This window comes from Bordetella petrii, from assembly GCF_017356245.1.
Classification (GTDB): Bacteria; Pseudomonadota; Gammaproteobacteria; order Burkholderiales; family Burkholderiaceae_B; genus Bordetella_A; species Bordetella_A petrii_D.
This window is the reverse complement of record NZ_JAFMZZ010000001.1, coordinates 2,959,300-2,984,871: the sequence shown is the minus strand read 5'-3', so window position 1 is coordinate 2,984,871 and position 25,572 is coordinate 2,959,300. Positions and strand designations below refer to the sequence as shown.

Annotated in this window: 25 protein-coding genes and 1 tRNA gene; 14 read left to right on the top strand and 12 right to left on the bottom strand. The window is 67.1% G+C overall.

All coding sequences use genetic code 11. The features are described from left to right. Positions 1–22 precede the first annotated feature (22 nt). Complete coding sequence (locus J2P76_RS14380) at positions 23–703, top strand: Fe2+-dependent dioxygenase (protein WP_207408375.1); 681 nt, start codon at positions 23–25, stop codon at positions 701–703. 330 nt (positions 704–1,033) lie between these two features. Continuing rightward, on the top strand, positions 1,034–1,306 hold the full coding sequence (locus J2P76_RS14375; protein WP_003812968.1) for an HU family DNA-binding protein: 273 nt from the start codon (positions 1,034–1,036) through the stop codon (positions 1,304–1,306). A gap of 172 nt (positions 1,307–1,478) precedes the next feature. Here the strand turns inward: J2P76_RS14375 and J2P76_RS14370 are convergent. The 7 genes from J2P76_RS14370 to J2P76_RS14340 all read right to left on the bottom strand — a co-directional run bounded on the left by J2P76_RS14370 (position 1,479) and on the right by J2P76_RS14340 (position 7,522). Then, positions 1,479–1,554, bottom strand: a tRNA-Val gene (locus tag J2P76_RS14370). An 85-nt stretch (positions 1,555–1,639) separates the two neighbouring features. After that, positions 1,640–2,008, bottom strand: a complete 369-nt coding sequence (gene cyoD, locus J2P76_RS14365) for a cytochrome o ubiquinol oxidase subunit IV (protein WP_207408374.1) — start codon at positions 2,006–2,008, stop codon at positions 1,640–1,642. Further along, entirely contained in the window at positions 2,008–2,619 is a 612-nt protein-coding gene (cyoC, locus tag J2P76_RS14360) for a cytochrome o ubiquinol oxidase subunit III (RefSeq protein ID WP_207408373.1), read from the bottom strand. Before cyoC ends, cyoD begins: the two co-directional genes overlap by 1 nt. 3 nt (positions 2,620–2,622) lie before the next feature. Then, positions 2,623–4,599: a cytochrome o ubiquinol oxidase subunit I gene (gene cyoB / locus J2P76_RS14355; protein WP_207408372.1), complete on the bottom strand. Its 1,977-nt coding sequence runs from the start codon at positions 4,597–4,599 to the stop codon at positions 2,623–2,625. Then, positions 4,599–5,507: a ubiquinol oxidase subunit II gene (cyoA, locus tag J2P76_RS14350; RefSeq protein WP_207408371.1), complete on the bottom strand. Its 909-nt coding sequence runs from the start codon at positions 5,505–5,507 to the stop codon at positions 4,599–4,601. Before cyoA ends, cyoB begins: the two co-directional genes overlap by 1 nt. Before the next feature lie 240 nt (positions 5,508–5,747). Then, positions 5,748–6,299, bottom strand: coding sequence for a response regulator transcription factor (locus J2P76_RS14345; RefSeq protein ID WP_207408370.1), 552 nt, complete (start codon positions 6,297–6,299; stop codon positions 5,748–5,750). Then, positions 6,296–7,522, bottom strand: coding sequence for an ATP-binding protein (locus J2P76_RS14340; protein WP_207408369.1), 1,227 nt, complete (start codon positions 7,520–7,522; stop codon positions 6,296–6,298). Before J2P76_RS14340 ends, J2P76_RS14345 begins: the two co-directional genes overlap by 4 nt. A 256-nt stretch (positions 7,523–7,778) precedes the next feature. Here J2P76_RS14340 and J2P76_RS14335 point away from each other — a divergent pair, with 256 nt between their 5' ends. The 7 genes from J2P76_RS14335 to J2P76_RS14305 all read left to right on the top strand — a co-directional run bounded on the left by J2P76_RS14335 (position 7,779) and on the right by J2P76_RS14305 (position 14,341). After that, positions 7,779–8,081, top strand: a complete 303-nt coding sequence (locus J2P76_RS14335) for a SelT/SelW/SelH family protein (RefSeq protein ID WP_207408368.1) — start codon at positions 7,779–7,781, stop codon at positions 8,079–8,081. A 142-nt stretch (positions 8,082–8,223) separates the two neighbouring features. Beyond that, positions 8,224–9,036, top strand: coding sequence for an energy transducer TonB (locus J2P76_RS14330; protein WP_207408367.1), 813 nt, complete (start codon positions 8,224–8,226; stop codon positions 9,034–9,036). Position 9,037: 1 nt separating this feature from the next. Further along, positions 9,038–10,027 carry a MotA/TolQ/ExbB proton channel family protein gene (locus tag J2P76_RS14325; RefSeq protein ID WP_207408366.1) on the top strand — a complete coding sequence of 330 codons (990 nt, stop codon included), beginning with the start codon at positions 9,038–9,040 and terminating at the stop codon, positions 10,025–10,027. Further along, the gene (locus J2P76_RS14320) at positions 10,027–10,554 is read left to right on the top strand and encodes an ExbD/TolR family protein (RefSeq protein WP_207408365.1); all 528 of its coding nucleotides are present in this window, start codon (positions 10,027–10,029) and stop codon (positions 10,552–10,554) included. Before J2P76_RS14325 ends, J2P76_RS14320 begins: the two co-directional genes overlap by 1 nt. Positions 10,555–10,611: 57 nt before the next feature. Continuing rightward, complete coding sequence (locus J2P76_RS14315) at positions 10,612–11,283, top strand: response regulator transcription factor (RefSeq protein ID WP_207408364.1); 672 nt, start codon at positions 10,612–10,614, stop codon at positions 11,281–11,283. A 50-nt stretch (positions 11,284–11,333) separates the two neighbouring features. Next, positions 11,334–12,443, top strand: a complete 1,110-nt coding sequence (locus tag J2P76_RS14310; protein WP_207409211.1) for a sensor histidine kinase — start codon at positions 11,334–11,336, stop codon at positions 12,441–12,443. Then, positions 12,440–14,341 (top strand): potassium transporter Kup, encoded by a 1,902-nt coding sequence (locus J2P76_RS14305; RefSeq protein ID WP_207408363.1) that lies wholly within the window; start codon positions 12,440–12,442, stop codon positions 14,339–14,341. Before J2P76_RS14310 ends, J2P76_RS14305 begins: the two co-directional genes overlap by 4 nt. An 802-nt stretch (positions 14,342–15,143) precedes the next feature. On the opposite strand, the gene argG is transcribed toward J2P76_RS14305, so the two are convergent. Both argG and argF read right to left on the bottom strand, forming a co-directional pair. Next, positions 15,144–16,487: an argininosuccinate synthase gene (argG, locus tag J2P76_RS14300; RefSeq protein ID WP_207408362.1), complete on the bottom strand. Its 1,344-nt coding sequence runs from the start codon at positions 16,485–16,487 to the stop codon at positions 15,144–15,146. A gap of 225 nt (positions 16,488–16,712) precedes the next feature. Next, a complete protein-coding gene (gene argF / locus J2P76_RS14295; protein ID WP_207408361.1) occupies positions 16,713–17,654 on the bottom strand; it encodes an ornithine carbamoyltransferase in 942 nt (313 codons plus the stop codon). Between the two features lie 110 nt (positions 17,655–17,764). Between argF and J2P76_RS14290 the strand changes: the two genes are divergently transcribed. Further along, the gene (locus J2P76_RS14290) at positions 17,765–18,055 is read left to right on the top strand and encodes a DUF3579 domain-containing protein (protein WP_207408360.1); all 291 of its coding nucleotides are present in this window, start codon (positions 17,765–17,767) and stop codon (positions 18,053–18,055) included. 75 nt (positions 18,056–18,130) lie between these two features. On the opposite strand, the gene J2P76_RS14285 is transcribed toward J2P76_RS14290, so the two are convergent. From J2P76_RS14285 to J2P76_RS14275, 3 genes are all read right to left on the bottom strand, one after another. Beyond that, complete coding sequence (locus J2P76_RS14285; protein WP_207408359.1) at positions 18,131–19,084, bottom strand: 2-hydroxyacid dehydrogenase; 954 nt, start codon at positions 19,082–19,084, stop codon at positions 18,131–18,133. 92 nt (positions 19,085–19,176) lie between these two features. Further along, positions 19,177–20,148 (bottom strand): tripartite tricarboxylate transporter substrate-binding protein, encoded by a 972-nt coding sequence (locus tag J2P76_RS14280; protein WP_207408358.1) that lies wholly within the window; start codon positions 20,146–20,148, stop codon positions 19,177–19,179. 73 nt (positions 20,149–20,221) lie between these two features. Then, on the bottom strand, positions 20,222–21,223 hold the full coding sequence (locus J2P76_RS14275) for a tripartite tricarboxylate transporter substrate binding protein (protein ID WP_207408357.1): 1,002 nt from the start codon (positions 21,221–21,223) through the stop codon (positions 20,222–20,224). A 195-nt stretch (positions 21,224–21,418) separates the two neighbouring features. Here J2P76_RS14275 and J2P76_RS14270 point away from each other — a divergent pair, with 195 nt between their 5' ends. From J2P76_RS14270 to J2P76_RS14255, 4 genes are all read left to right on the top strand, one after another. Further along, complete coding sequence (locus J2P76_RS14270; RefSeq protein ID WP_207408356.1) at positions 21,419–22,348, top strand: dihydrodipicolinate synthase family protein; 930 nt, start codon at positions 21,419–21,421, stop codon at positions 22,346–22,348. Between the two features lie 77 nt (positions 22,349–22,425). After that, positions 22,426–23,508 carry an SMP-30/gluconolactonase/LRE family protein gene (locus J2P76_RS14265; RefSeq protein WP_207408355.1) on the top strand — a complete coding sequence of 361 codons (1,083 nt, stop codon included), beginning with the start codon at positions 22,426–22,428 and terminating at the stop codon, positions 23,506–23,508. Positions 23,509–23,689: 181 nt separating this feature from the next. Beyond that, on the top strand, positions 23,690–24,394 hold the full coding sequence (locus tag J2P76_RS14260; RefSeq protein ID WP_431603421.1) for a FadR/GntR family transcriptional regulator: 705 nt from the start codon (positions 23,690–23,692) through the stop codon (positions 24,392–24,394). Positions 24,395–24,456: 62 nt separating this feature from the next. Beyond that, the gene (locus tag J2P76_RS14255) at positions 24,457–25,569 is read left to right on the top strand and encodes an Ldh family oxidoreductase (RefSeq protein WP_207408353.1); all 1,113 of its coding nucleotides are present in this window, start codon (positions 24,457–24,459) and stop codon (positions 25,567–25,569) included. Positions 25,570–25,572: the final 3 nt, after the last annotated feature.

Here is a 25,572-nt window from a genome sequence, read left to right as displayed (position 1 = left end):
GCCGGTTTTCCCGCGGGCCCCCATGCTTATACAAATTGCCGATGTTTTCAGCGCCGCCGAGGCGGCGCAGATGCGCCAGCGCCTGGAACAGGCCGACTGGGTTGACGGCCGGGTCACGGCCGGCCACCAGTCGGCGCAGGTCAAGCACAACCGCCAGCTGCCCGAGCAGCATCCGCTGGCCCAGGAGCTGGGCGGGCTGATCCTGCAGCGGCTGTCGGCCAACAACCTGTTTATGTCGGCGGCGCTGCCGCGCAAAATATTTCCGCCCTTGTTCAATCGCTACGAAGGCGGCGAGGCTTTCGGCTACCACGTCGACAACGCCGTGCGGGTGGTGCCCGGCACGTCCGAGCGCGTGCGCACCGACCTGTCGGCCACGCTGTTCTTTTCCGACCCCGATACCTACGACGGTGGCGAGCTGGTGGTGGACGACACTTACGGGCCGCGCTCGGTCAAGCTGCCGGCCGGGCACATGGTGCTGTATCCGGGCACCAGCCTGCACAAGGTCAACCCTGTGACGCGCGGCGCGCGCATCAGCGCTTTTTTCTGGATGCAGAGCCTGGTGCGCGAAGACGGCCAGCGCAGCCTGCTGTTGGACATGGACGTGGCCATCCAGCGGTTGAACCAGGACGCCGCCGGGCATCCGTCCATCGTGCAGCTTACCGGCATCTATCACAATCTGCTGCGCCGCTGGGCCGACGTCTGACGCCGCGCCGGCGGGGCCCGGCGGGCGCGCCCATGCGCGAACGCAAGCGCGCCTATTACGTAATGCTCTAAGCCAGTATTGGCGCGGCTTTTGGCAAGCTTTCCTCTTGACAGCCGCTTCGGCGCAAGGCCTAATACGTCTCTGCGTCGCTGACACTTCACCACGGTATCGTGGCGGTGAAGTCTCCGCGACGCAGCAATTTTGCAGTTGCGCCTGGTAGTGCCCAGAAGCATTTCCACTCGTCCGTTCTTCCGTTTGCCGGCGTCGAGGTTTTCCTCCGACGCCAGCGCGCGCCCGACAGAACCAATACCTTGTGAGGGGTAAACCTGAATGAACAAAACCGAACTCATCGATCATATCGCCAGCAAGGCTGATATTTCCAAGGCTGCTGCTGGCCGTTCGCTTGACGCCCTGATCGGTGCTGTCAAGACCACGCTCAAAAAGGGCGGTACGGTCACGCTGGTGGGCTTCGGCACGTTCGCCGTCTCGGCGCGCGCTGCTCGCACGGGCCGCAATCCGCGCACCGGCGAAACCATCAAGATCAAGAAGGCCAAGGTGCCGAAGTTCCGTCCGGGCAAGGCCCTGAAAGACGCCGTCAACTAAGCCACGGCATCGCGCGGCGCGCGTGCGCCGCGATCGAAAAGCCCTTGAATCGGCGTGCCGCGCCGGAACTTCAAGGGCTTTTGTGTTTTTGGCGCCGGCCGCCCGGGCAAGGGGCAGGCGCCGGGCAAACAAAAAGGCACCCGGGAATGCCGAGTGCCTTGCTGTGCGGGGGTGGTGGGTGCTACAGGGGTCGAACCTGTGACCTACGCCTTGTAAGGGCGCCGCTCTACCAACTGAGCTAAGCACCCCCGGGTGCCGCCTGCGCCGCTGCCTGCAGCAACGCGGACGGCAGTATACCGGAGCCGCCCGGCCCCGGCAAATGCGCCGCGGGGCCTACATGCCGGCGGGCATGGGGTGCATCATATTAGCGTTCATGTTGTGCAGCACCCAGGCCGAACCGCCCACGATGATGGCGATGACGAACACGGCGAACACAAAGGCCGACAGGTTGTCGCGCTGCGAGCGCGAGGCGCCCATGTGCAGGAAGTACACCAGCTGCACCAGCAGCTGCGCCACGCACAGCACGATGATGCCCGGCATGGCCAGCGAGCGGGGCACCGCGCCGGACATGACCAGCCCGAACGACGCCAGCGTCAGCAGAATGGAAAGGCCGAAGCCCACCAGGTACGATTTCAGGGTGCCGTGGGCGGCGCTGTCATGGCCGTGGCCATGGTCCGCCGCGGCGATCGTGTCGTGCGACATCAGAGCGCTCCCAGAAGATAAACAAACGTAAACACGCAGATCCAGACGATGTCCAGGAAGTGCCAGAACAGGCTCAGGCACGACAGGCGGCGGACATTGACCGGATCCAGGCCGTGGCGGCGCACCATGTCGATCATCACCACGATCCACACCAGGCCGAACGTGACGTGCAGGCCGTGGGTGCCGATCAGCGTGAAGAAAGCCGACAGGTAGGCGCTGCGCTGCGGCCCGGCGCCTTCGGTGATCAGGTGGTGGAATTCGAAGATTTCCATGCCGATGAAGCCGGCGCCGAACAGGAAAGTGACGCACAGCCAGCCGATGACGCGGCGCGCGCGGCCCGCGTGCAGGTTCAGCATGGCCATGCCGAAGGTGAAGCTGCTGATCAGCAGCAGCATGGTCTCGACCAGCACGAACGACAGGTCGAACAGTTCCGCGCCGGTGGGGCCGCCGGCGGTGGCCTTGGACAGGACGGCGAACGTGGCGAACAGGACCGAGAAGATCAGCAGATCGCTCATCAGGTAGATCCAGAACCCGAACACGGTCTTGGATCCGTCATCATGGTGTCCGGCGTGGCCGGACCCGTGGGGCAGGGCGGTTACAGCTTGGGTCATGGCTCAGGCGGCCTTTTGCATATTGGCGAGATGGGCGGATTCGATGCGTTCGACTTCCGCGGCGGGCACGTAGTAGTCGGTGTCGCGGTCATAGGCGCGCACCAGGAACGAGCCGATCATGCCCAGGAAGCCGACGATGGCCAGCCACCAGATGTGCCAGATCAGGCCGAAGCACATGGCCAGCCCGAAGGCGCCGATGTACACCCCGGCGCCGGTATTGCGCGGCATGTGGATGTCCTCGTAGCCGGCGGGCGCGGTGTAGGCCGTGCCGTTTTCCTTGTTTTCCCAGTGCTGGTCCAGGTGCTCGACGTGCGGCACGTGGGCGAAGTTGTAGAACGGCGCCGGCGACGGGATGGACCATTCCAGGGTGCGGCCGCCCCAGGGATCGCCGGTGGTGTCCAGGTTCTGCTTGCGGTCGCGGATGCTGACGAACACCTGCTGCAGGATGAACCAGATGCCCAGCGCCACGAAGCAGGCGCCGACCAGTGCCACGATCAGGTAGGGCTGCCACTCGGGGTTGTCGTAGTGGTTCAGGCGCCGCGTCATGCCCTTGAAGCCCAGGATGTACAGCGGCATGAAGGCCAGGTAGAAGCCCACCAGCCAGCACCAGAACGAGTACTTGCCCAGGCGTTCGTTCAGCTTGAAGCCGAAGGCCTTGGGGAACCAGTAGGTCATGGCGGCGATGCAGCCGAACACCACGCCGCCGATGATGACGTTGTGGAAGTGCGCGATCAGGAACAGGCTGTTGTGCAGCACGAACGACACCGCGGGAATCGCCATCAGCACGCCGGTCATGCCGCCGATCACGAAGGTGACCATGAACCCGACGGTCCACAGCATGGGCGTGCTCATTTCCACCCGGCCGCGGTACATGGTGAACAGCCAGTTGAATATCTTCACGCCGGTGGGCACCGAGATGATCATCGTCATGATGCCGAAGAAGGCGTTGACGTTGGCCCCCGAGCCCATGGTGAAGAAGTGGTGCAGCCACACCAGGAACGACAGGATGCCGATCGCGGCGGTGGCGTAGACCATCGACTTGTAGCCGAACAGCGGCTTTTTCGAGTACGTGGCCACGATTTCCGAGAACGCGCCGAAGCAGGGCAGGATCAGGATGTACACCTCGGGGTGGCCCCAGATCCAGATCAGGTTCACGTACATCATGACGTTGCCGCCCATGTCGTTCGTGAAGAAGTGCGTGCCCAGGTAGCGGTCGGCGGTCAGCAGGGCCAGGGTGGCGGCCAGCACGGGGAAGGCGGCCACGATCAGGACGTTGGTGACCAGCGCGGTCCAGGTGAACACCGGCATCTTCATCAGGCTCATGCCCGGCGCGCGCATGCGCAGGATGGTCACGATGAAGTTGATGCCGCTCAGGGTGGTGCCCAGCCCGGATATCTGCAGCGCCCACAGGTAATAGTCGACCCCCACGCCCGGGCTGTAGTCCAGCCCCGACAGCGGCGGGTAGGCCAGCCAGCCGGTGGCGGCGAATTCGCCCACGAACAGCGACAGCATCATCAGCACTACGCCGGCGACGAACAGCCAGAAGCTCAGCGAGTTCAGGAACGGGTAGGCCACGTCGCGCGCGCCGATCTGCAGCGGCACCACCACGTTCATCAGGCCCGTGATGAACGGCATCGCCATGAAGAAGATCATGATGACGCCGTGGGCGGTGAAGATCTGGTCGTAGTGGTGCGGCGGCAGGATGCCGGCCGAGTCGGCCGAGGCCACCGCCAGCTGCGTGCGCATCATGATGGCGTCGGCAAAGCCGCGCAGCAGCATGACCAGCGCCACGATGATGTACATGATGCCGATGCGCTTGTGGTCGACCGTGGTGAGCCAGTCGGTCCACAGGTACTTCCATTTGCGGAAGTAGGTAATGGCGCCCAGCAGCGCCATGCCCATGATGGCCACCGCCGCCAGCGTGACCATGACGATAGGTTCATGGTACGGAATGGACTCTAGGGTGAGTTTGCCGAACATCAGTTGTTTCCTGCGATCAAATTCTGCGACGTGGGCGTGCAGTTCGCCGGATCCAGGCCGGCGATCTTGCTCATCTGGTTGTGCATGATGTAGTCGAACATGCCCGTGGGAGTGCTGGAGTAGCGCGTGGCGGCCACATTGATACTGGGCGCCGCCAGGGCCTGATAGGCCGCGGGCGTGAGCGGGTTGTTGGCGGCCCTGGCCTGCTTGATCCAGTCTTCGAAGCCCTGCTGCGAGGTGGCGATGGCCTTGAAGCGCATGCCCGAGAAGCCGCCGCCGCTGTAGTTGGCGGAAATGCCGGCGTAGGTGCCGGCTTCGCGGGCGATCAGGTGCAGCTTGGTTTCCATGCCCGCCATCGAGTAGATCTGGCTGCCCAGCTGGGGAATGAAGAACGAGTTCATCACCGACGCCGACGTAATGCGGAACTGCACCGGCGCGTCCACGGGGAAGGCGATTTCATTGACGGTGGCAATGCCGTAGTCGGGATAGATGAACAGCCACTTCCAGTCCATCGACACGACGTCGATGTTTACCGGCTTGACGGCCGATTCGATGGGGCGGTAGGGGTCCAGGGCATGCGAGGAACGCCAGGTCAGCACGGCCAGGATGCCGACGATGATGCAGGGGATGGTCCACACCACCACCTCGATGCGGGTCGAATGCGCCCAGCGCGGCATGTACACCGCCTGAGTGTTGGACGCGCGGTACTTCCAGGCGAAATACAGCGTCATGATAATGACGGGCACCACCACCAGGAGCATCAGCCCCAGGGCGGTGAGAATCAGGGTTTTTTCCTGGGCGCCGATGTCTCCCTTGGGAGAAAGCACTTCCATCGTGCAGCCGCCGAGCAGCATGAGCGCACCGATACCGAGCGTGCGCCCGAAGGTGGCGAAGAAGGGGTGTTTCACGTACAGCCTTGAGGGTGGATTGCCGTGGCCGGCAAGAGTCGCATCACATGCCTTGCGCAGACGCAAAGATGCGGTGAAGCCGCAATGCTAGCGATTTGTTGCAGCGCAAACATGCGACGAAAAGTCGCATCAAGCCCGTGAGTTGCGCCCGGAATGCCAGGGGAACGGCCCGCTGCCGCGGGAGGGGCGCCGCTTGGCGCGGCCGACAGGGTGCGACAACGTGTCGCACCCGCTTGGCGGTCAATCGAAGGCCAGGTCGCGTTCGGGGCCGGGCTTCTTGGCCAGCTTGCGCTGCAGCGAGCGCCGGTGCATGCCCAGCAGCCGCGCCGCGGCCGATACATTGCCGCCGCATTCGTGCAGTGCCTGCTGGATGTGTTCCCATTCCAGCCGGTGCAGCGGCGTCATGGTGGATTCGATGGCGACCGATTCGGCCTTGGCCAGCCCCAGGGTGCGCAGGATCATCGGCGCGGTGGCGGGCTTGGGCAGGTAGTCGTCGGCGCCGCGCTTGATGGCCTCGACGGCGGTGGCCACGCTGGCGTAGCCGGTGACCAGCAGGATGCGCATATCGGTGCGCAGGGCGCGCAGCGGGCGGATCAGGGTCAGGCCCGAGTCTTCGCCCAGGCGCAGGTCGACCAGGGCGAAAGCCGGCTGGGTTTCTTCGGCCACGCGCAGGGCTTCGGCGATGCTGGTGGCCACGCGTGTTTCCAGCCCGTGGCGGGCCAGGCTGCGCTGCAGTGTGCGCACGTAGAGTTCGTCGTCGTCGATCAGCAGGCCGGCGTCGGATGGATTCATGCTTGTATTCCGGAAGCGCGCGGAGCGCCGGGCTCCAGCGGCAGGTAAAAACGGATGCGGGCGCCTCCTCCATCGGCCGCGGTCATGGTCATTTCGCCGCCCAATTGTTCTACGGTGGCGTGCGACAGGGCCAGCCCCACGCCCAGTCCGCCGGGCTTGCCGCTGTGGAACAGGCTGGTGGCGGGCAGCAGGGAGTGGTCGGGATCGAAGCCGCGGCCGTGGTCGCGCACTTCGCCGCGCAGCGCGCCGGCGCGGTATTCAAGGTGCAGGTCGACGCGCGCGTGGCCTTCGGCCTCGCCGGCATCGGCCGCATTGTTCAGCAGGGCCTGCAGCAGATGCGCGATGGCCGGCTCGACCCGCAGGGTGGTGGGCAGTTCGCCGGTGCGGTGCAGGTCGATGGTGGGGCGCACCAGGCGCCACTGGCCCACCACGCGCACCAGGTCGACCTCGGTGGGTACGGCCAGGTTGCGGATGCGTTCGCGGCACAGCGCCAGCAGCTGCCCCAGCAGCGCGACGTCGGCGCGCAGGTCGTCGGTGTCGACTTCGGCGGCGATTTCGTCGGCCAGCAGGGTCATAGTGGCCAGCGGCGTGTTCAGTTCGTGCGCCATGGCGGCCGCGTGGGTGGCTAGCGCGACGATGCCCTCGTTGCGGGTGAAGCGCTCGCGCAGCGCCGCCAGCTCGCGTTCGCGGCTGCGCAGGTCGGCGGCCAGGCGGGTCGAGAAGTACAGCACGACGATGGCCGAAATCAGGAAACTGGTGGCGATGGCCCACAGGATCAGGGCATAGGGGTTGTGGTGGCCTTCGAGCGGCCGCCCCAGCAGGGCCGATACCGCGTATCCCACCAGGCACGCCAGCGCCGCGGCCAGCGCCCAGCCGCGCGGCAGCGCCAGCGCGGCCAGCGCGATCAGGATGAGGAACATCAGGCCGAACGGGTTGTGGATGCCGCCGCTCCAGCCCACCATCCAGGACAGCACGGCGATGTCGACCAGCAGATGCGCGAAGGCGGTGACCGGTTCGATTTCGCCATGGCTGCGGCGCACCCGCAGGCTGGCGTAGATGTTGAAGGCCACCAGCACCGCCACGCCGCTCCAGAGCGGCCGCAGCGGCAGTTCGAGCCCGAGCAGGCCGCTGGCGACCAGCACGGTCGCGGCCTGGCCGGCAATGGCCAGCCAGCGCAGGCTGCACAGGGTACGCAGGAAGGAATTGGAGGAACTACCGGGCATAACGAAAACGAGGAGCCGGCGCAGGCCGGCCAATGGCCGGGAAGCCGGGCGCCTGGTGGCGCCCGCGGCCGCAACTGCCTTCCGCTGGGCGGTTTCAGGCGCGCGCCCCGGGGCGGGGTGCAGCGGCATTGTATTGCGAATCGGCACCGGCTGCTGCGCTGCAGCGAAAACCGGTTGCCCGCCATTGGCGGGCGCAAGCATACTGGCGCCTGGGGCGGCCGGTTGCGGCGCCCGCAGGCCAGATTCGGAGTGCTTCATGAGTGAATCCAACCTTCCCCGGATCAGCATCACGTACTGCACGCAGTGCCAGTGGCTGCTGCGAGCCGCCTGGATGGCGCAGGAACTGTTGTCGACCTTCGGCACCGATCTGGGGGCAGTGGCGCTGGTGCCGGGCACGGGGGGCGTGTTCCGCATCCAGTATGACGACAGCCTGCTCTGGGACCGCGCAGTCGACGGAGGGTTCCCCGACGCCAGGATTCTCAAGCAGCGCGTGCGCGACCGCCTGGATCCGGGGCGCGACCTGGGCCATGTCGACCGGGCGGGCAGGCCCGGCGATTGAGCGGCGGCGCTTCAACCAGAAAGTATGTGCGAATCATTCGCATTTAATATAATATGTCGGACTTGGAATTTGCCGGTCCCGGCGTTTCCCGGCGTGGTGCCGGTTGCGCGGCCGGCCGACATTGATGTTTTTCGGCTGATTCATGCCTCGTTTTCAACACGGTTGGTCCGCTCGTCCGCAGTCTTCCCTGGCTTTACGCGCCGGCGCCGGCCTTACGGTGCTGGCGGCGCACATGGCGGTGGTGGCCGCGATCTACTGGATGCCTGATGAAAGCCCGCCGCAGCTGCTCGAACCCGAGGCGGTGATGGTCAGCGTGATCGAGGCGCCGGTTCCGCAAATCGCCAAGGCGGAACCCACGGTCGAGCCGCCCACGCCGCCCGAGCCGGAACCCGAGCCCGAACCGGAACCGGAACCGGAGCCCGAGCCGGTGGTCGAGCCCGAACCCGAGCCCGTCATCGAGCCGGAACCCGAACCCGAGCCGCCGGTGATCGAAAAGGTGCCGGAACCGGCGCCCAAGCCGAAACCAAAGCCGAAACCCAAGCCCAAGCCGAAACCCAAGCCCAAGGTCGAGAAGCCGGTCGAGCCGCCCAAGGTCGAGAAGCCGCCCACGGGCGCGACCGAGGGCGCGCAGGTGACGCAGGCCCCGGTGCAGGGGCCGCCGCCGGATGAGCCCATCATGGTGTCCAGCGTCGAGTACATGGGACGCCGCCCGATGCCGGTCTATCCCATGACTTCCAAGCGGCTGCGCGAAGAGGGCCGGGTGGTGGTGCTGGTGGAAATCAATACGCAGGGGCTGGTCGAGCGCGCCACCATCGCCCAGTCGTCGGGCTATACCCGGCTGGACGAGTCGGCGCTGACCGCCGCGCGCAAGGCGCGCTTCAAGCCCCTGACCCGCAACGGCGTGGCGTATCCGGCCAAAGCCAAATTACCGTTCGATTTCGTGATGAGGAACTGAGATGTCCAACGCTATGCATAACGCCATTCTGGTGGCGCAGGCGAGTACCGTGCCCGCCGCGCCCGGCGCGGCCGCTGCCCCGGCCGCCGCAGCCGCCGCCCCGGCGGCCAACGGCGCGTTGCCGGCTGCGCAGCAGGCCGCCGACGCCCTGAACCAGGCCGCCCCGGCGCTGTCGCAAGCCGCCGATACTGTCCACCAGGCGGCCGCGGCTGCACCACCGTCGGCGCTGGCGCCGCTGCCCATGCCGCCCGACATGGGTTTCCTGCATTTCGTTGCGCAGAGCGATTTCGTCGGCAAGACGCTGTTCGCCATTCTGATCCTGATGTCGCTGGTCACCTGGTACCTGATCCTGGTGAAGTTCATCAGCAACGTGCGCATGCGCCGCCGCTCGGCCGATTTCCTGAACAAGTTCTGGAATTCCAGCTCGCTGGAGCAGGTCGAGAACGAAATCGTCACGCACGGCGCGCGCGATCCTTTCTCGCACCTGACCAGCCATGCCATGCACGCGCAGACCCATCATTCCAAGTTCGGCGCCACCAAGCTCGAGGAAACTGGCGCCAATGGCGAGTTCGTTACGCGCACCATGCGCAAGGTCATCGATGAAGAAACGGCCAAGCTCGAAAACGGCCTGACCGTGCTGGCCTCGGTGGGCTCCACGGCGCCGTTCGTCGGCCTGTTCGGCACGGTGTGGGGCGTGTACCACGCGCTGGTCGGCATCGGACTGGCCGACGGGGTCACCATCAACCGCATTGCCGGCCCGGTGGGCGAGGCCCTGATCATGACCGGGCTGGGCCTGGCGGTCGCCATTCCCGCCGTGCTGGCCTACAACGCCTTCGTGCGCGGCAACCGCGTGTTCCTGTCGCGCCTGGATGCCTTCGCCCATGATCTGTTCGCCTTCCTGAGCACGGGCCAGCAAGTGGTGTTGTCCGACGGCAAGGTGCGCGCGCTGCGCCGCCAGGGCAGCGCCGCCGGCGCCCGGGGAGCCGAATAATGGCTTTCGGCAGCTTCGACAGCAAAGGCTCGGGCAGCCACACCGTGTCGGAAATCAACATGGTGCCGCTGATCGACGTGATGCTGGTGCTGCTGGTGATCTTCATCATCACGGCGCCGCTGATGGCGCACTCGATCCGCATCAACATGCCGCAGGTCAGCGCCGAGCAGGTACAGGAAGAGCCCAAGACCGTCGATCTGGCCATCGATCCGGCCGGCGCGCTGTTCTGGGACGAAAAACCGGTGGCCATGGAAGACCTGCCCAACCGTTTCCTGACGATCGCGCAGACCAAGCCCCAGCCGGAATTGCGCATCCGCGCCGACATGAACACCCGCTACGAAACGCTGGCCAAGGTGATGGCGGCGGCGCGGCGTTCGGGCCTGTCGCGCATCGGTTTCATTACCACGCCCCAGCCCAATGGCGCGGCGCCGGCCGATCCGGCCGCGCCCGGCGCGGCGGCCGCCAATCCGCCCGCGCCCGCCACCGCAGCCCCGGCTGCGGCGCCCGCGCCGGCCCCGGCGAATTGACCCGCCAGGCTCGCGCGCCATTACCCGTCCGTGCCATCTTCGCGCTAGAATCGCCGCATGCGAGTTCTTGTAATCGAAGATGACACGACCCTGGGCCATGCGCTCCAGGAGTTCCTGGCCGACCAAGGCTATGCAGTCGATTGGCTGACCGATGGCGACAAGGTGCTGGGCGCCCTGGCCGGGCAGTCCTACGACCTGCTGTTGCTCGATCTCAACCTGCCCGGCCGCAGCGGCCTGGACGTACTGCGCCAGCTGCGCCAGGACGGCAACCAGGTGCCGGTGCTCATCGTCACGGCCCGCGACGGCCTGGACGACCGGGTGGCCGGCCTGGACGCCGGCGCCGACGACTACGTCACCAAGCCCTTCGACCTGCCCGAGCTGGCCGCGCGGGTGCGGGCCTTCGGGCGCCGCCGCGCCGGCCAGGCGCAGCCCCTGATCGAGGCCGGCACCCTGACATTCGACACCGTGGGCCGCGAGGTCCGCGCCAACGGCCAGCGCCTGTCGCTGTCGGTGCGCGAACTGTCGGTGCTGGAAATGCTGATGGCCCGCGCCGGCCGGGTGGTCACCAAGCGCCAGATCGTCAATTCCCTTTCCGCCTGGGACGCCGACTTCAGCGAAAACGCCGTCGAAGTCTATGTCTACCGCCTGCGCAAGCGCCTGGAAGGCACGGGCGCCAGCATCCAGACCGTGCGCGGCTTCGGGTACATGCTGGATACCGAGCCGGCGTGAACATGCCGAACCGGCCCGCGCGCACCGTCGCCCGGCCGGCGCCCGCCACCATGCCGGATTCCCCCTCTATTGTTTCTGCCGCGCGCTGGCAAATGCCGCGCGGTTCGCTGGCGCGCTACCTGGTAAAGCGGCTGCTGCCGCCCATGCTGGTGCTGGTGGCGCTGGACCTGCTCGCCACCTGGGTGATCAGCCACAAGTTCGACATGGCGGGCTGGATGCTGGAAGACTTCTTCTGGCTGATGGTGCTGGGGCAGGCCATTCTGGTGGGGGTGTTCGCCGGCGTCATCGTGCAGGGGGTGCGTTCAGGGCTGCGCTCGGTCAATCACCTGTCCGACGAAATCCGGCAGCGCTCCATCGACGACATGCAGCCCCTTGAAGTGGCGGGCGTGCCGGTCGAGATCGAGCCGCTGGTCACGCACACCAACGATCTGCTGCTGCGGCTGGACGCCTCGCTGGCGGCGCAGCGGCGCTTCATCGGCCATGCCGCGCACCAGCTGCGCACGCCCCTGAGCGGCCTGCGCATGGAATCCGAACTGATGCTGGCGCGGCCCTTGCCCGACGACGTGCGCGTGCGCGCCGAGCGCATCAAGGCCGTCAGCGACCGCATGATCCGCCTGGGCCAGCAATTGCTGGTGCTGGCGCGTTCCGATCCGAACGCGCGCCCGCAGGACAGCTTCGTGCGCATCGACCTGTGCGAATGGGTCAGGGCCAGCGGCGCCGAATGGATTCCGCACGCGCGCGCCGCGCATTTCGAGATCGACCTGGTGGCGCCGGACCAGTCTGTATGGATCGACGGCGACCCGCTGCTGCTCGATGAACTGCTGGGCAACCTGATCGACAACGCCCTGCGCTATGGCAAGGGCGGTGGCCGCATCACGCTGACCGTGGGCCTGAATCCGCCTTCACTGACCGTCGAGGACGATGGGCCGGGCATTCCCGCCGAAGAGCATGAGCGGGTGTTCGAGGCCTTTTACCGGTCGCCGGGCAGCACCGTGGGCGGCTCGGGCCTGGGGCTGGCCATCGTGCGCGAAATCGCCCATGCCCATGGCGCCTGGTGGAAGCTGAGCAGCCGCCCCGAATACCCCGGCACCCGCCTGTCCGTCGTATTTCCCGGCCCCCGCAAGGGCGCCCAACTGACCCGCCACGACCGCGCATCATGACATTGCAACATCCGGGCGCCCTGGCGCCGCATGGGCAGGCCCCCTCGTCGAAAGCCGCGCTGATCATGGGCGCGCTGGGCGTCGTCTATGGCGACATCGGCACCAGCCCGCTGTATACGCTGCGCGCCTGTCTGGTCGGGTTCGCCGACCTCGAACCCGCCCACATCCTGGGCGTACTGTCGATTCTGTTCTGGCTGCTGATGCTGGTGGTGTCGTTCAAGTACGTCACCCTGGTGCTGCGGGCCGACAACCGCGGCGAGGGCGGCACGCTGGCGCTGCTGGAACTGGCGGTGCGCGGCCGGGAAGGGCGCGTGCGCTGGCTGCTGGTGGTGCTGGGCATTTTCGGCGCCTCGCTGTTCTATGGCGACAGCATGATCACGCCGGCCATCTCGGTGCTGTCGGCCATCGAAGGCATAGGCGTGGTGTCGCACACGCTGGATTCGTGGATCGTGCCGATGTCGCTGCTGGTGCTGATCCTGCTGTTCGCCATCCAGTCGCGCGGCACCGGCGTCATGGGCAAGCTGTTCGGGCCGGTGATGGCGCTGTGGTTCGGCACCCTGGCGGCGCTGGGCGGCTGGCAGATCTGGCAGGCGCCGCAGGTGCTCGAGGCGCTGAACCCGATATGGGCCGTGCGCTTCATCGATGATTTCCCGCTGGGCAGCTTTCTGTTGCTGGGCGCGGTAGTGCTCGCCCTGACGGGCGCCGAGGCGCTGTACGCCGACATGGGCCATTTCGGCCGGCCGGCGATCCGGCGCGCCTGGTTCTCGATGGTGCTGCCGGCGCTGGTGCTGTGTTATTTCGGCCAGGGCGCGCTGTTGCTGCGCGACCCCCAGGCGATCCGCAATCCCTTTTTCCTGATGGCCCCCGAATGGGGGCTGGTGCCGCTGGTGGTGCTGGCCACCATCGCCACCGTGGTGGCCTCGCAGGCGGTCATTTCGGGGGCGTATTCGGTTACGCGCCAGGCCGTGCAGCTGGGTTTCTGGCCGCGCATGCAGATCCTGCACACCTCGGCCGCCGAGAAGGGCCAGATCTACCTGCCGCAGGTCAACGCGCTGCTGCTGGTGGCCGTGCTGATCCTGGTGATGCTGTTCCAGGATTCGGAAAGCCTGGCGGCCGCCTACGGCTTCGCGGTTACCGGCACCATGCTGGTGACCTCGGTGCTGGCGTTTTCGGTGCTGCCGCGCGGCGCCACCGGCGGGCGCCGGCTGCTCTGGCTGGCCGTGCTGGGCGTGCTGCTGGTGGTCGACCTGCTGCTGTTCAGCGCCAATGTGTTCAAGATCCACGAGGGCGGCTGGCTGCCGCTGCTGGTGGGCACGGTGGTGTTCCTGCTGATGATGACCTGGCGCCGCGGCCGCAGCCTGCTGGCCGAGATGCAGCGCCGCGACCACCAGCCGCTGAAGGATTTCATGACGCAGCTGGAAGCATTTCCGCCGGCGCGCGTGCCGGGCACGGCCATTTTCATGACCATGAACCCGGGCGTGGTGCCGTCGGCCCTGCTGCACAACCTGAAGCACAACAAGGTGCTGCATGAGCACGTGCTGTTCCTGACCATACGCGTGGCGGATGTGCCGTATGCGTCGCAGGACGAGCGCTTCGACGTGGAGCAGATCAGCCCGTCATGCTGGCAGGTGGTGGTGCACTACGGGTTCAAGGAAGACCCGGATGTGCCGGCCGTGCTCCGGCTGGTGGCCGAGGCGTATCCCGAGATCGACCTGGAGCCGATGCGCACGTCGTATTACCTGTCGCGCCAGACGGTGGTGGCGGCCAAGCGGCCGGCCATGCAGCGCTGGCGCCGCACCATCTTCGCCTTCATGGCCCGCAACGGCACCCGCAGCACCAAGTTCTTCAAGATCCCGCCCAACCGGGTGGTGGAAATGGGAATGCAGGTGGAGTTGTAAACGCCGTTTGTTGGCGATGGCTTTTGTTAGCGGTGGATGTGAGAGTTCTTCTGGCCGTCGGGGCGTGGCCGTGGGGCGGTGGGAGCTTCACGAAGGCAGCCTGGCGCCTTCGCGCCAGGCACCGCGTCGTCAACCTCGTCGGCCTGGCGGCCTCCTACGGTTTCCCTCGCTTGCCTCCGAGGCGCCCCCACCGTCCCACGGCCACGCCCCGACTCGCACTGAGTTCACTTCATCCATCGCCGGCACGGCTGGAGTTCTTCAGCTTCGTGGCATTTCCTGTGTAAAGAAAAAGATCGTACAGGGCCGCCCATGGAAGCCGCCCTGCGCGGCTTCCAAGGGCATTCGGGTGGTGTCGGGCCTCGATGCTATGTGTGCAGTCGCTGTCTCAATCGTGCGGTGTCTGGCACCCTGGCGGGAGCCAGACACCTATATCCAGGACCTCGACGCCTGGCAATTGCTGCACATGCGCTCAGCCGAATGCCTTTGGAAGCCGCGCAGGGCGGCTTCCGAGGGCGGCCCTGTGCGATTTTTTTCTTTACACAGGAAATGCCACGAAGCCGAAGAACCCCAGCCGTCCCGGCGATGCGGGTAGGCGAGGCCATCGCGAGTCGGTCCGGGCGGCGGGAAAGGGCTCGGGCGCCTCGGGGCCAAGCGAGGGAAACCGTAGGAGGCCGCGAGGCCGACGAGGTTGACGACGCGGCGCCTGGCGCGAAGGCGCCAGGCTGGTCTCGTGAAGCCCGGGCCCTTTCCCGCCGCCCGGACCGACGCCTCAATAGCTCAACAACAACAACGGCAAGACCACCTACTTCTTGCCGGCGGCATCCTTCAACTGCGGGAGTGCCGCCCCGGCCGACGGAGCCAGCAACCCCGTCTTCACGTAGGTGAACAGCTTGTCGCGCGTATCGGTGATGTCGAGATTGCGCATGGTCAGCTGGCCGATGCGGTCTGCCGGAGTGAAGGGGGCGTTTTCCACCTTTTCCATGGACAGGCGCTCGGGCGCGTAGGTGAGGTTGGGCGATTCGGTGTTCAGCAGCGAGTAGTCGTTGCCGCGGCGCAGTTCAAGCGTGACTTCGCCGGTGACGGCGCGCGCCACCCAGCGCTGGGCGGTTTCGCGCAGCATGATGGCCTGCGGGTCGAACCAGCGGCCCTGGTACAGCAGGCGGCCCAGCTTGCGGCCGCTTTCGCGGTATTGCTCGATGGTGTCTTCGTTGTGGATGCCGGTGACCAGGCGTTCGTAGGCGATGAACAGCAGGGCCAGCCCCGGGGCTTCGTAGATGCCGCGGCTCTTGGCTTCGATGATGCGGTTCTCGATCTGGTCGCTCATGCCCAGGCCGTGGCGGCCGCCGATGCGATTGGCTTCCAGCATCAGCTCGACCGGGTCGGCGTATTCGACGCCGTTCAGGGCCACCGGCTGGCCTTCTTCGAAGCGCACGGTGACTTCTTCGGCCTTGACCGCAACGTCGTCGCGCCAGAAGGCCACGCCCATGATGGGCTTGACGATCCGGATGCCCGAGTTCAGGTGCTCGAGATCCTTGGCTTCGTGGGTGGCGCCCAGCATGTTGGAATCGGTGGAATAGGCTTTCTCGGCCGACATCTTGTAGTCGAAACCGGCTTGCCGCATGTATTCGGACATCTCGGCGCGGCCGCCCAGTTCGTCGATGAACAGCTGGTCGAGCCAGGGCTTGTAGATTTTCAGGTCGGGATTGGTGAGCAGGCCGTAGCGGTAGAAACGCTCGATATCGTTGCCCTTGTACGTGCTGCCGTCGCCCCAGATGTTGACGCCGTCTTCTTTCATGGCGGCCACCAGCATGGTGCCGGTGACGGCGCGGCCGATGGGCGTGGTGTTGAAGTAGGTGATGCCGGCGGTGGACACGTGGAAGGCGCCGGCCTGCAGGGCCGCGATGCCTTCGGCCACCAGCTGCGCCCGGCAGTCGATCAGGCGGGCGTTCTCGGCGCCGTATTCCATGGCGCGGCGCGGAATGGCGTCGTAGTCGTCTTCGTCGGGCTGGCCCAGGTTGGCGGTGTAGGCGTACGGAATGGCGCCCTTGTTGCGCATCCACAGAAGCGCCGCGCTGGTGTCCAGGCCGCCCGAAAAGGCGATGCCGACCTTCTGGCCGACGGGAAGGTTGGGGAGGATAGTAGTCATTGTGTGATCTAAAGCGCCTACGGGGCGGCGGCGTGCCGCGCTTGAACCCGGGATTTTAACGCGTTTGGGCAAGGGGTACGGGCCGGAGATTCCCAGCCCCCTGGGGGGCCGCCCGGAATGAAAACAGGTGCGGCCAGATCGGGGACGCGCGGAGCCGGCTTTGCCGGTCCGCCAGCGTCGCCCCCTTGAGGGGGAAGCGCGCAGCGCTGCGGGGGTGGGGTTCAGTCAGTCTATGCGGCCCAGCAGCAGGAATTCCATCAGGGCTTTTTGCACGTGCAGGCGGTTTTCGGCTTCGTCCCAGACCACGCTTTGCGGGCCGTCGATGACTTCGCCAGTGACTTCCTCGCCGCGGTGGGCGGGCAGGCAGTGCATGAAGACCGCCTGGGCGTCGGCGGCGGCCATCATTTCGGCGTCGACGCACCAGTCGGCGAAGGCGGTGCGGCGGGCGTCGTTTTCGGCTTCGTAGCCCATGCTGGTCCAGACATCGGTGGTGACCAGGTGGGCGCCGCGGCAGGCCTCGATGGGGTCGTCGAACTGGCGCAGCACGCCGGCCGGCGGAGCGCCCACGCGGGCCGGGTCGAGCTCGTAGCCGCGCGGGGTGGACACGTGCAGCGAGAAGCCCAGCATTTCGGCCGCCTGCAGCCAGGTGTACGACATGTTGTTGGCGTCGCCGATCCAGGCCACCGTCTTGCCGGCGATGGGGCCGCGGTGCTCGATGTAAGTGAAGATATCGGCCAGGATCTGGCACGGATGGTATTCGTTGGTCAGACCGTTGATGACCGGCACGCGCGAATGCGAGGCAAAGCGCTCGATGCGGGTTTGCTCGAAGGTGCGGATCATGACGATGTCGACCATGCGCGAGATGACGCGCGCGGTGTCCTCGATGGGCTCGGAGCGGCCCAGTTGCGAGTCGTTCGAGGTCAGGTTGATGACCGACCCCCCCATTTGATACATGCCGGCCTCGAACGAGACCCGGGTGCGGGTGCTGGCTTTCTCGAACACCATGGCCAGGGTGCGGTCGTGCAGGGGCATATGGGGCTCGTAGCGCTTGAATTTGTCTTTGATCAGGCGTGCGCGTTCGAGCACATAAGCGATTTCAGCGGAAGAGAAATCCCGGAACTGCAGGAAGTGCCGCAAGGGGCCGGTCTGGTGCGTGGGAGGAGTCATGATGGAAACGCGAAGCCAAAAGACCAATCATATACAATTCGCGGCGCGGGCCGCATCTTTGGTGCTCGGCCAGTCTGGACCGTGCATACGCAGCCCGCGGTGAAAAATTCATGGCAACTCGTGTCAAACAATTCGTTATCCACGGCGTCACCGAAAGCGGCGCCCGGTTTCGCCCCAGCGACTGGGCCGAACGCCTGGCGGGCGTCATGGCCCAGTTCCGTCCGCCCGGCTCCACCGGCAGCCACCTGACGTATTCCCCCTATGTGCTGCCCGTCATGGTCGACGGGGTGCGCGGCGTGGTGGTCGACCAGCGCCTGCGCGAGCTCGAGCCGCTGGCCTACAAATTCGTGGTCGATTTCGCCCACGACAACAAGCTCAAGACCGAAGAGCGCGAAATCTGAAGCGGGGCGCCGCCGGGCAAAGAAAAAGCCGCGCATCGTGCGCGGCTTTCCGGCCTTGCGGGGCGGGGCGCGGGTTCAGGGCACCGGCGTAACCAGCTTGCCTGTCTGGAAGTAAGACTGCAGGTTTTCCAGCATCAGGTCTTCCATGGCCAGGCGGGTTTCGTAAGAAGCGCTGCCGATATGTGGCAGCAGCACCGTGTTGTCGCTGGTTTTCAAAGCGTCCGGCACGTTGGGCTCGTGTTCGAACACGTCCAGCGCCGCGCAGCCCAGCTTGCCGTTTTCCAGCGCCGTGGCCAGGGCCTGCTCGTCGATGACGGGGCCGCGCGCGATATTGACGACGACGCCCTTGGGGCCCAGCGCCTCGAGCACCTCGCGATTGACCAGGTGCCGGGTTTCCGGCCCGCCCACGGTGGCCACGACCAGGAAATCGGCCCAGCGGGCCAGTTCGACCAGCGATGCTTCGTAGGTGTATGGCACGTCGCTGCGGGGGCGGCGGTTGTGGTAGCGGACTTCCATGTCGAAGCCGTCGCCGCGCCGGGCGATGGCCTGGCCGATGCGGCCCAGCCCGATGATGCCCAGTTTCTTGCCGCTGACGCGCGTGCCCAGCGGGATGCCGCCGTGCACCTGCCCCCAGCGGCCGGCGCGCACATAGCGGTCGCCCAGGCTCATGCGGCGCGCGCCGGCGATCATCAGGCCCCAGGCCAGGTCGGCCACGCAGTCGGTGAGCACGTCGGGCGTGTTGCTGACCAGCACGCCGCGCTGGCGGGCGGCCTGCACATCGATGGTTTCATAGCCCACCCCCCAGCTGCAGATCGCCTTCAGGTCGGGCAGGGCGGCGATCAGGTCGGCGTCGGCGCCCATGGAGGCCGAAGTCACCATGGCCGTGATGCCCGGGCCGTACTCGGCCAGCGCGGCCTTGCGGTCGCCGTGCTTCCAGAGTTCGAAGACGTCGTAGCCGTCGGCCAGCCGCTGATTGGCCGACGGCGAGCCGGACAGGGAGCCGACCTGGAGGATGCGTTGCTTGGTCATGTCGTATGCGCGGGGTAAAGGAGGGGAAAACGCAAATGCTACTTGATTCGAGGCGCGGGCGGGCAACTGGCTGCCCGCGCCGCGCCCGTCGGTTATTGCAGCTGGATGCCGCCTTCCTTGATCACCTGCTTCCAGCGCTTGACTTCGCCCTGCTGGAATTTGGCGAACTCTTCCGGCGAACTGGCCACGACTTCGAAACCCAGCCCCTGCAGGGTCTTGGTGACGTCGGGCTCGCGCAGGCTCTTGCGCAGGGCGTCGGACAGGGTCTTGACCACCGGGGCCGGCGTGCCCTTGGGCACCGCAAAGCCCTGCCATGAATACACCACCATGTCCTTGATGCCGGCTTCGGTCAGGGTGGGCACCTTGGGCAGGTCGGCGGCGCGCGCGTCGCCGGTGATGGCCAGGGCCTTCAGCTTGCCCGCCTGCACGTACTTTTGCACCGCGCCCAGGTTCTGGAACGAGACATTGACCTGCGCGCCGAGCAGGTCGGCGATGGCCGCGGCGCCGCCGCGGTAGGGCACGTCGACGCCCGTGGTGCCGGTGCGCTGGCGGAACAGGATGGCCGACAGGTGGTCCGACGAGCCCGTGCCCGACGAGGCGTACGTGACTTCGCCGGGGTGCTTCTTGGCGTATTCAACCAGTTCCGCCACGGTGTTGGGCGGGAACGAGGGCGGCGCCACCAGGATATTCGGGTTGCGCACGGCCTGTGTCAGATACACGAAGTCTTTGCTGGGGTTGTAGGCCAGTTCTTTGTAAAGCGCCTCGTTGATGGCGAACGTGCCGATCGAGCCCACCATCATGGTGTAGCCGTCGGCCGGCGAACGCGCCAGCGCCTGGGCGCCGATGGCGCTGTTGGCGCCGGGCTTGTTCTCGGCCACGAAGCTCTGGCCCAGCAGCGTCTGCATGCTCGGCATGACCGAGCGCGCCGTGATGTCGGACGAACCGCCGGGCACGAACGGCACGATGATGGTGACCGGTTTGTCGGGAAACGAGGCCGCGTGGGTGGCGGTGCCGCCCAGCAGGGCCAGGCTGGCGGTCGCAATAGCGCTGATCAGTTTGTTCACAATGTCTCCTGGTGCGCGTGTTGTTGGATGAGCCGCCGGCCACGCGCCCCGGCAGCCTGGGAACGGGGCGGGGTCAGTCGACCCGAGCGCCCGATTGCTTGACCACCTTGGCCCATTTGGCGGCTTCGGCGGCCATGAACTGCTTGAACTGCGCCGGGGCCATGCCCGACGGCACCGCGCCCAGCGCGGCGAAGCGCGCGCGCACGGCCGGATCCTGCAGGATTTTCGCGACGTCGCGCTGCACCTGCTCGACGATGGCCGGGGGCGTGCCGGCCGGCGCCAGCAGGCCGAACCAGCTGGACGCGTCGTAGCCGGCCACGCCGGCCTGCGCCATGGTGGGCACATCGGGCAGGGCGGGCGAGCGCTCGGCGCTGGTGACGGCCAGCGGGCGCAGCTTGCCGGCCTTCAGGAAGCCCATCGACGACGGCAGGTTGTCGAAGATGAGGTCCGCCGAGCCGCTCATGACGTCGGTCAGCGCCGGGCTGCTGCCCTTGTACGGCACGTGGGTCATCTTGGTGCCGGTCATGGCCTGGAACAGTTCGCCGGACAGGTGTGTAGAGGTGCCGTTGCCGGTAGAGGCCATGTTGACCTTGCCGGGATTGGCCTTCAGGTAGGCGATCAGGTCGGCCACCGAGCGGATCTTGTGCCGGTCGGCGAACGCGGGGTTCAGTTCCAGGATGTTGGGCACCGGGATCACCAGGGTCACCGGCGTGAAATCGCGCACCGGATCGTAGGGCAGCTTGGCGTACACCGACTGGTTGATGGCGTGGGTGCTGACCGTGCCCATCAGCAGGGTGTAGCCGTCGGGCTTGGCACGGGCCGCCTCGGCGGTGCCCACGTTGCCGCCGGCGCCGGCGCGGTTTTCCACCACCACGGGCTGCTTCCAGGCCTTGCCCAGTTCGGCCGCCACCACGCGGGCCGCGATGTCGGTGGTGCCGCCGGCCGGAAAAGGCACCAGGATGGTGACCTGGCGGTCCGGGTACGAATCGGCCGCGGACGCGCCGGGCGGGGCCGCCAGCGCGGCCGCCGCGCACATGCCGGCCAACAGGGGGCGGAACGAAAAATTGACAAGCATTGCGGTGTCTCCTCGGGGTGCGCCTGGCGCGCATTCTTTCGGGGCGCCCGCGCGGCGGCCAGGTGGGGCCGGCAGCGGTGGGCTCGCGGTGCTGAACTGTTGTAATACAAATATAGGTATTGAGCTTTTACTTGTCAACCAAGTATACTTTTTTTGACTTCCTTTTCGACAACAGGGCTTCCAGGAGTTACCGCCATGAAAACCACCCCGGTCACCGCCGCCGACCTGCAGCGTTCCGTCATTGCCGTTCCGCCGCTGGCGCGCAAGGCCGATCTGTCGCTGGACACGAATGCCAACCAGGCCCTGCTGCGCCATCTGGAGCAGGGCGGCGTGCGCAGCGTGATGTATGGCGGCAATGCCAATTTCTATAACGTGGGCGTCAGCGAATACGCCCGCCTGGTGGATTTCCTGGCAGAGGCCGCGGGCGACGACACCTGGGTGCTGCCCTCGGCGGGCCCCGACTACGGCAAGCTGATCGACCAGGCCGCCATCTTGCGCACGCGCGCGTTTCCCACCGCCATGCTGCTGCCGATGTCGTTTCCGTACACCGACGCCGGCCTGGCCGACGGCATCCGCCGCTTCAGCGACGCGCTGGGCAAGCCGGTGGTGGTGTACCTGAAATCGTCCGGCTACCTGGCGCCCGCCACGGTGGCCGGCCTGGTCGACGAGGGGCGCATCGCGGCCCTGAAGTACGCCGTGGTGCGCGACGATCCGGCCGACGATCCCTACCTGGCCGCGCTGCTGCAGGCGGTGGACTCGCGCTGGCTGGTCAGCGGCGTGGGCGAACGCCCGGCCATCGCGCATTTCCGCCAGTTCGGGCTGAAGAGCTTCACGTCGGGGTCGGTTTGCGTGGCGCCGCGCGGCTCGATGCGCCTGCTGCGCCTGCTGCACGAAGGCCGCTTCGACGAAGCCGAGCAGGTGCGCGCGCGCTATCTGGGCCTGGAAGACTGCCGCGACCAGATCAGCCCGATCCGCGTACTGCACGATGCCGTGACGCTGTCCGGCGTGGCCGACATGGGGCCGATGCTGCCGCTCTTGACCGGCCTGTCCGAATCCGAGCGCCAGCGTGTGGCGCCGGTGGCTCGCAGCCTGCTCGAATGGGACCGCGAGCCCGCCGCCGCGTAGATCGCCGCGATGCGCGCGCCCCGGCGCGCGCCGATTGCCCGCCAGGTTTTCCTCACGACCACACAACGGAGACTTGCATGCACGATGCCGATTTGCGGCGGCCCCGAGCCGCCTCGCAGGGAATGCTTTCCTCCGGCGGCGCGCCGGCGGACCCGGCGCGCCGCCGCCTGCTGGCCGGCGCCGGCGCGGCGGCGGTGGCCGCGCTGCCGGGCGCGGCGCTGGCCTGGCAGCCCGCGCCGGCCTATCCGGATCCCGCCGTGCAAGTGCTGGACCCGGCCTTTGAGCCTTACCGCCTGTTCAATGCCGGCGTGGAGCGCATCGCCACCGGCATGCGCTGGGCCGAGGGGCCGGTGTGGTTCGGCGACGGCCGCTTCCTGCTGTGGAGCGATATTCCCAACAACCGCATCATGAAGTGGGAAGAGGAAACCGGCGCCGTCAGCGAATTCCGCAAGCCCTCGAACTACGCCAACGGCAATACGCGCGACCGCCAGGGCCGGCTGGTTACCTGCGAGCACCTGACGCGCCGGGTCACGCGCACCGAATACGACGGCTCGGTCACAGTGTTGATGGACAACTACCAGGGCAAGCCGCTGAATTCGCCCAATGACGTGGTGTGCCATACCGATGGATCGATCTGGTTCTCGGACCCGCCGTTCGGCATCGGGGGCAACTATGAAGGCCGCAAGGCCCGGGCCGAACTGCCGCACACGGTCTACCGCATCGACGCGGCCACGGGCAAGGGCGAGGCCATGATCACCGACCTGAAAGGCGCCAACGGGCTGTGCTTTTCGCCGGACCGCTCGCTGCTGTATGTGGTCGAGGGCCGTGCCGCGCCGAACCGCCTGATCCACGCCTACGACGTGGCCGACGGCGGGGCCCGCCTGTCCAACCGCCGGGTATTCCTGGATGCGCAGGGCGGCACCATCGACGGCATGCGCTGCGATATCGACGGCAACCTGTGGTGCGGTTGGGGCATGGGCGAAGGCAAGGACGGCGTGATGGTGGTGTCGCCGCAAGGCAAGCGCCTGGGCCACATCCATTTGCCCGAACGCTGCGCCAACTTGTGCTTCGGCGGTCCGCAGCGCAACCGGCTGTTCATGGCCTCGTCGCATTCCATCTACGCGCTGTACGTCAACACCCAGGGGGTGGCGGGCGGGTGAGCGACCGGCGCCCGACAGTGGTATATAAGTGTCTGGCGCCGGCGCGGCGCCGGACATCTGCGAACGGCCGGCGATACGCGACGGCAGCCCGCAACGTGGAAAGGGGAGCGAGTTGAAACGCAAGAAATCGGCTGGCGCGCCAGCGCCGGCCGCCGCGGCGGCGGAAGCCGGCACCGGCACGCTGGTGCTGGAACGCGGCCAGCGGGTGCGGCTGGCCGACCAGCTGTATGGCCAGATCTTCGAACAGATCGCCGGCGGCAGCCTGAACGTGGGCGACAAACTGCCCTCGGAACACGAAATCTGCGAACGGTTCGGCGTGTCCAGGCCGGTGGTGCGCGAAGCGCTGCTGCGCCTGCGCGCCGACGGCCTGGTCACCGCCCACCAGGGCCTGGGCACCTTCGTCAGCCAGCAGCCGGCGCCGCGCCTTAAAACCTTCAGCGACGTGCAGAACGTGGGCGCCTATCTGCGGGCGCAGGAAATCCGCATGGCGCTGGAAGGCGATGCGGCCCGCCTGGCGGCGCTGCGGCGCACCGATGAAGAACTGCAGAGCATCGCCGACGCGCATGCCGCCTTCATCGACGGGCTCGAGCGCGGCCACGTCTCGCCCGAGGCCGACCTGGCGTTCCATGCCAGCATCGCGCAGGCCACCGGCAACGACTACTACCTGGGCGTGCTGGAATCCATCCACGAATCCATCAGCGGCTTCATGCGCCTGACGCTGAGCCTGACGCGCACCGGTTCGCGCCAGCGCGCGCAGCGCGTGGCCGACGAGCATGCGGCGATCCTGGGCGCGATCCGCGAACAAGACGGCGAACGGGCCCGGGTGGCGATGCAGTTCCACCTGGGGCAGGCCCGCCATCGCCTGGTCGACCGCGAAAGGGATTGAGCAGGCGCCCGGGCCGGGCGCATCATGAAAACAAACGGGCACAAGCCCCAAGGAGACAGGCAGTGCAGGGCAGCAGTAGTGTGCAAGCGGCAAGAGCGGCCGCCGGGCAGGTACGCGAACAGATTCTGCGGGTATTGACGGCCTGGGGCATGGCGGACGATCTGGCCGCCACGACCGCCGGCCTGATGGCCGAGACCGACCTGCTGGGCATCGATTCGCACGGCATTTCCATGCTGCCGTCGTACGAGGCCAAGCTGCGCGCGGGCACGCTGCGCATCGACGCCCGCCCGCGCGTGGTGCGCGACGCGGCCTCGACCGCGCTGCTCGACGGCATGGCCGGGCTGGGCTATCCGGTGGCGGCGCAGGCCATGCAGCTGGCGGTGGACAAGGCCCTGGAGCACGGCGTGGGCGCCGTGGCGGTGCGCAACTCGCATCATTTCGGCGCGGCCGGCGTCTACGCCCGCATGGCCGTGCGGCGCGGCGTGGTGGGCCTGGTCACCAGCAGCGCCACCACGCTCATCATGGTGCCCACCCATGGCGCCGCGCCCGTGCTGGGCACCAACCCGATCGCCTTCGCCGCCCCGGCGGCGCAGAACGAACCCTTTGTGCTCGACATGGCCACCACCACCGTGGCCGCCAACAAAGTGAAGGTCTACGACTTCCACGGCAAGCCCCTGCCCGAAGGCTGGGCCGTCGATGGGCAGGGCGGCAGCGTGACCGATACCGCGCAGGCCATGCAATACATTTTCGAGCGCCCCGAGGGCGGCCTGACTCCGCTGGGCGGCACCCCCGCCATGAGCAGCCACAAGGGCTACGGGCTGGCCGTGATGGCGCAGATACTGGGCGGCACCCTGGGCGGCAGCGCCATGGCGGCGCGCCGCGCGGCCGTGCGCCAGCCGGGCGAGCCCGACGACATCGGCCACTTCTTCCTGGCCCTGAATCCGGATGCGTTCCGCGACTCGGGCTCGTTCGAGGAAGAGGTCGACGACGTGATCGACATGCTGCACGACACGCCGCCGGCCGATCCGGCCCGGTCAGTGCAGGTGGCCGGCGAGCCCGAGGCCGCCGAGCGCCAGCGCCGCCTGCGCGACGGCATCCCCATTCCGGCCGCGCTGGAGCAGCGCCTGCGCGCGCTGTGCGAACGCAGCGGCGTGCCCTACATCCTGGGCGCCTGATTT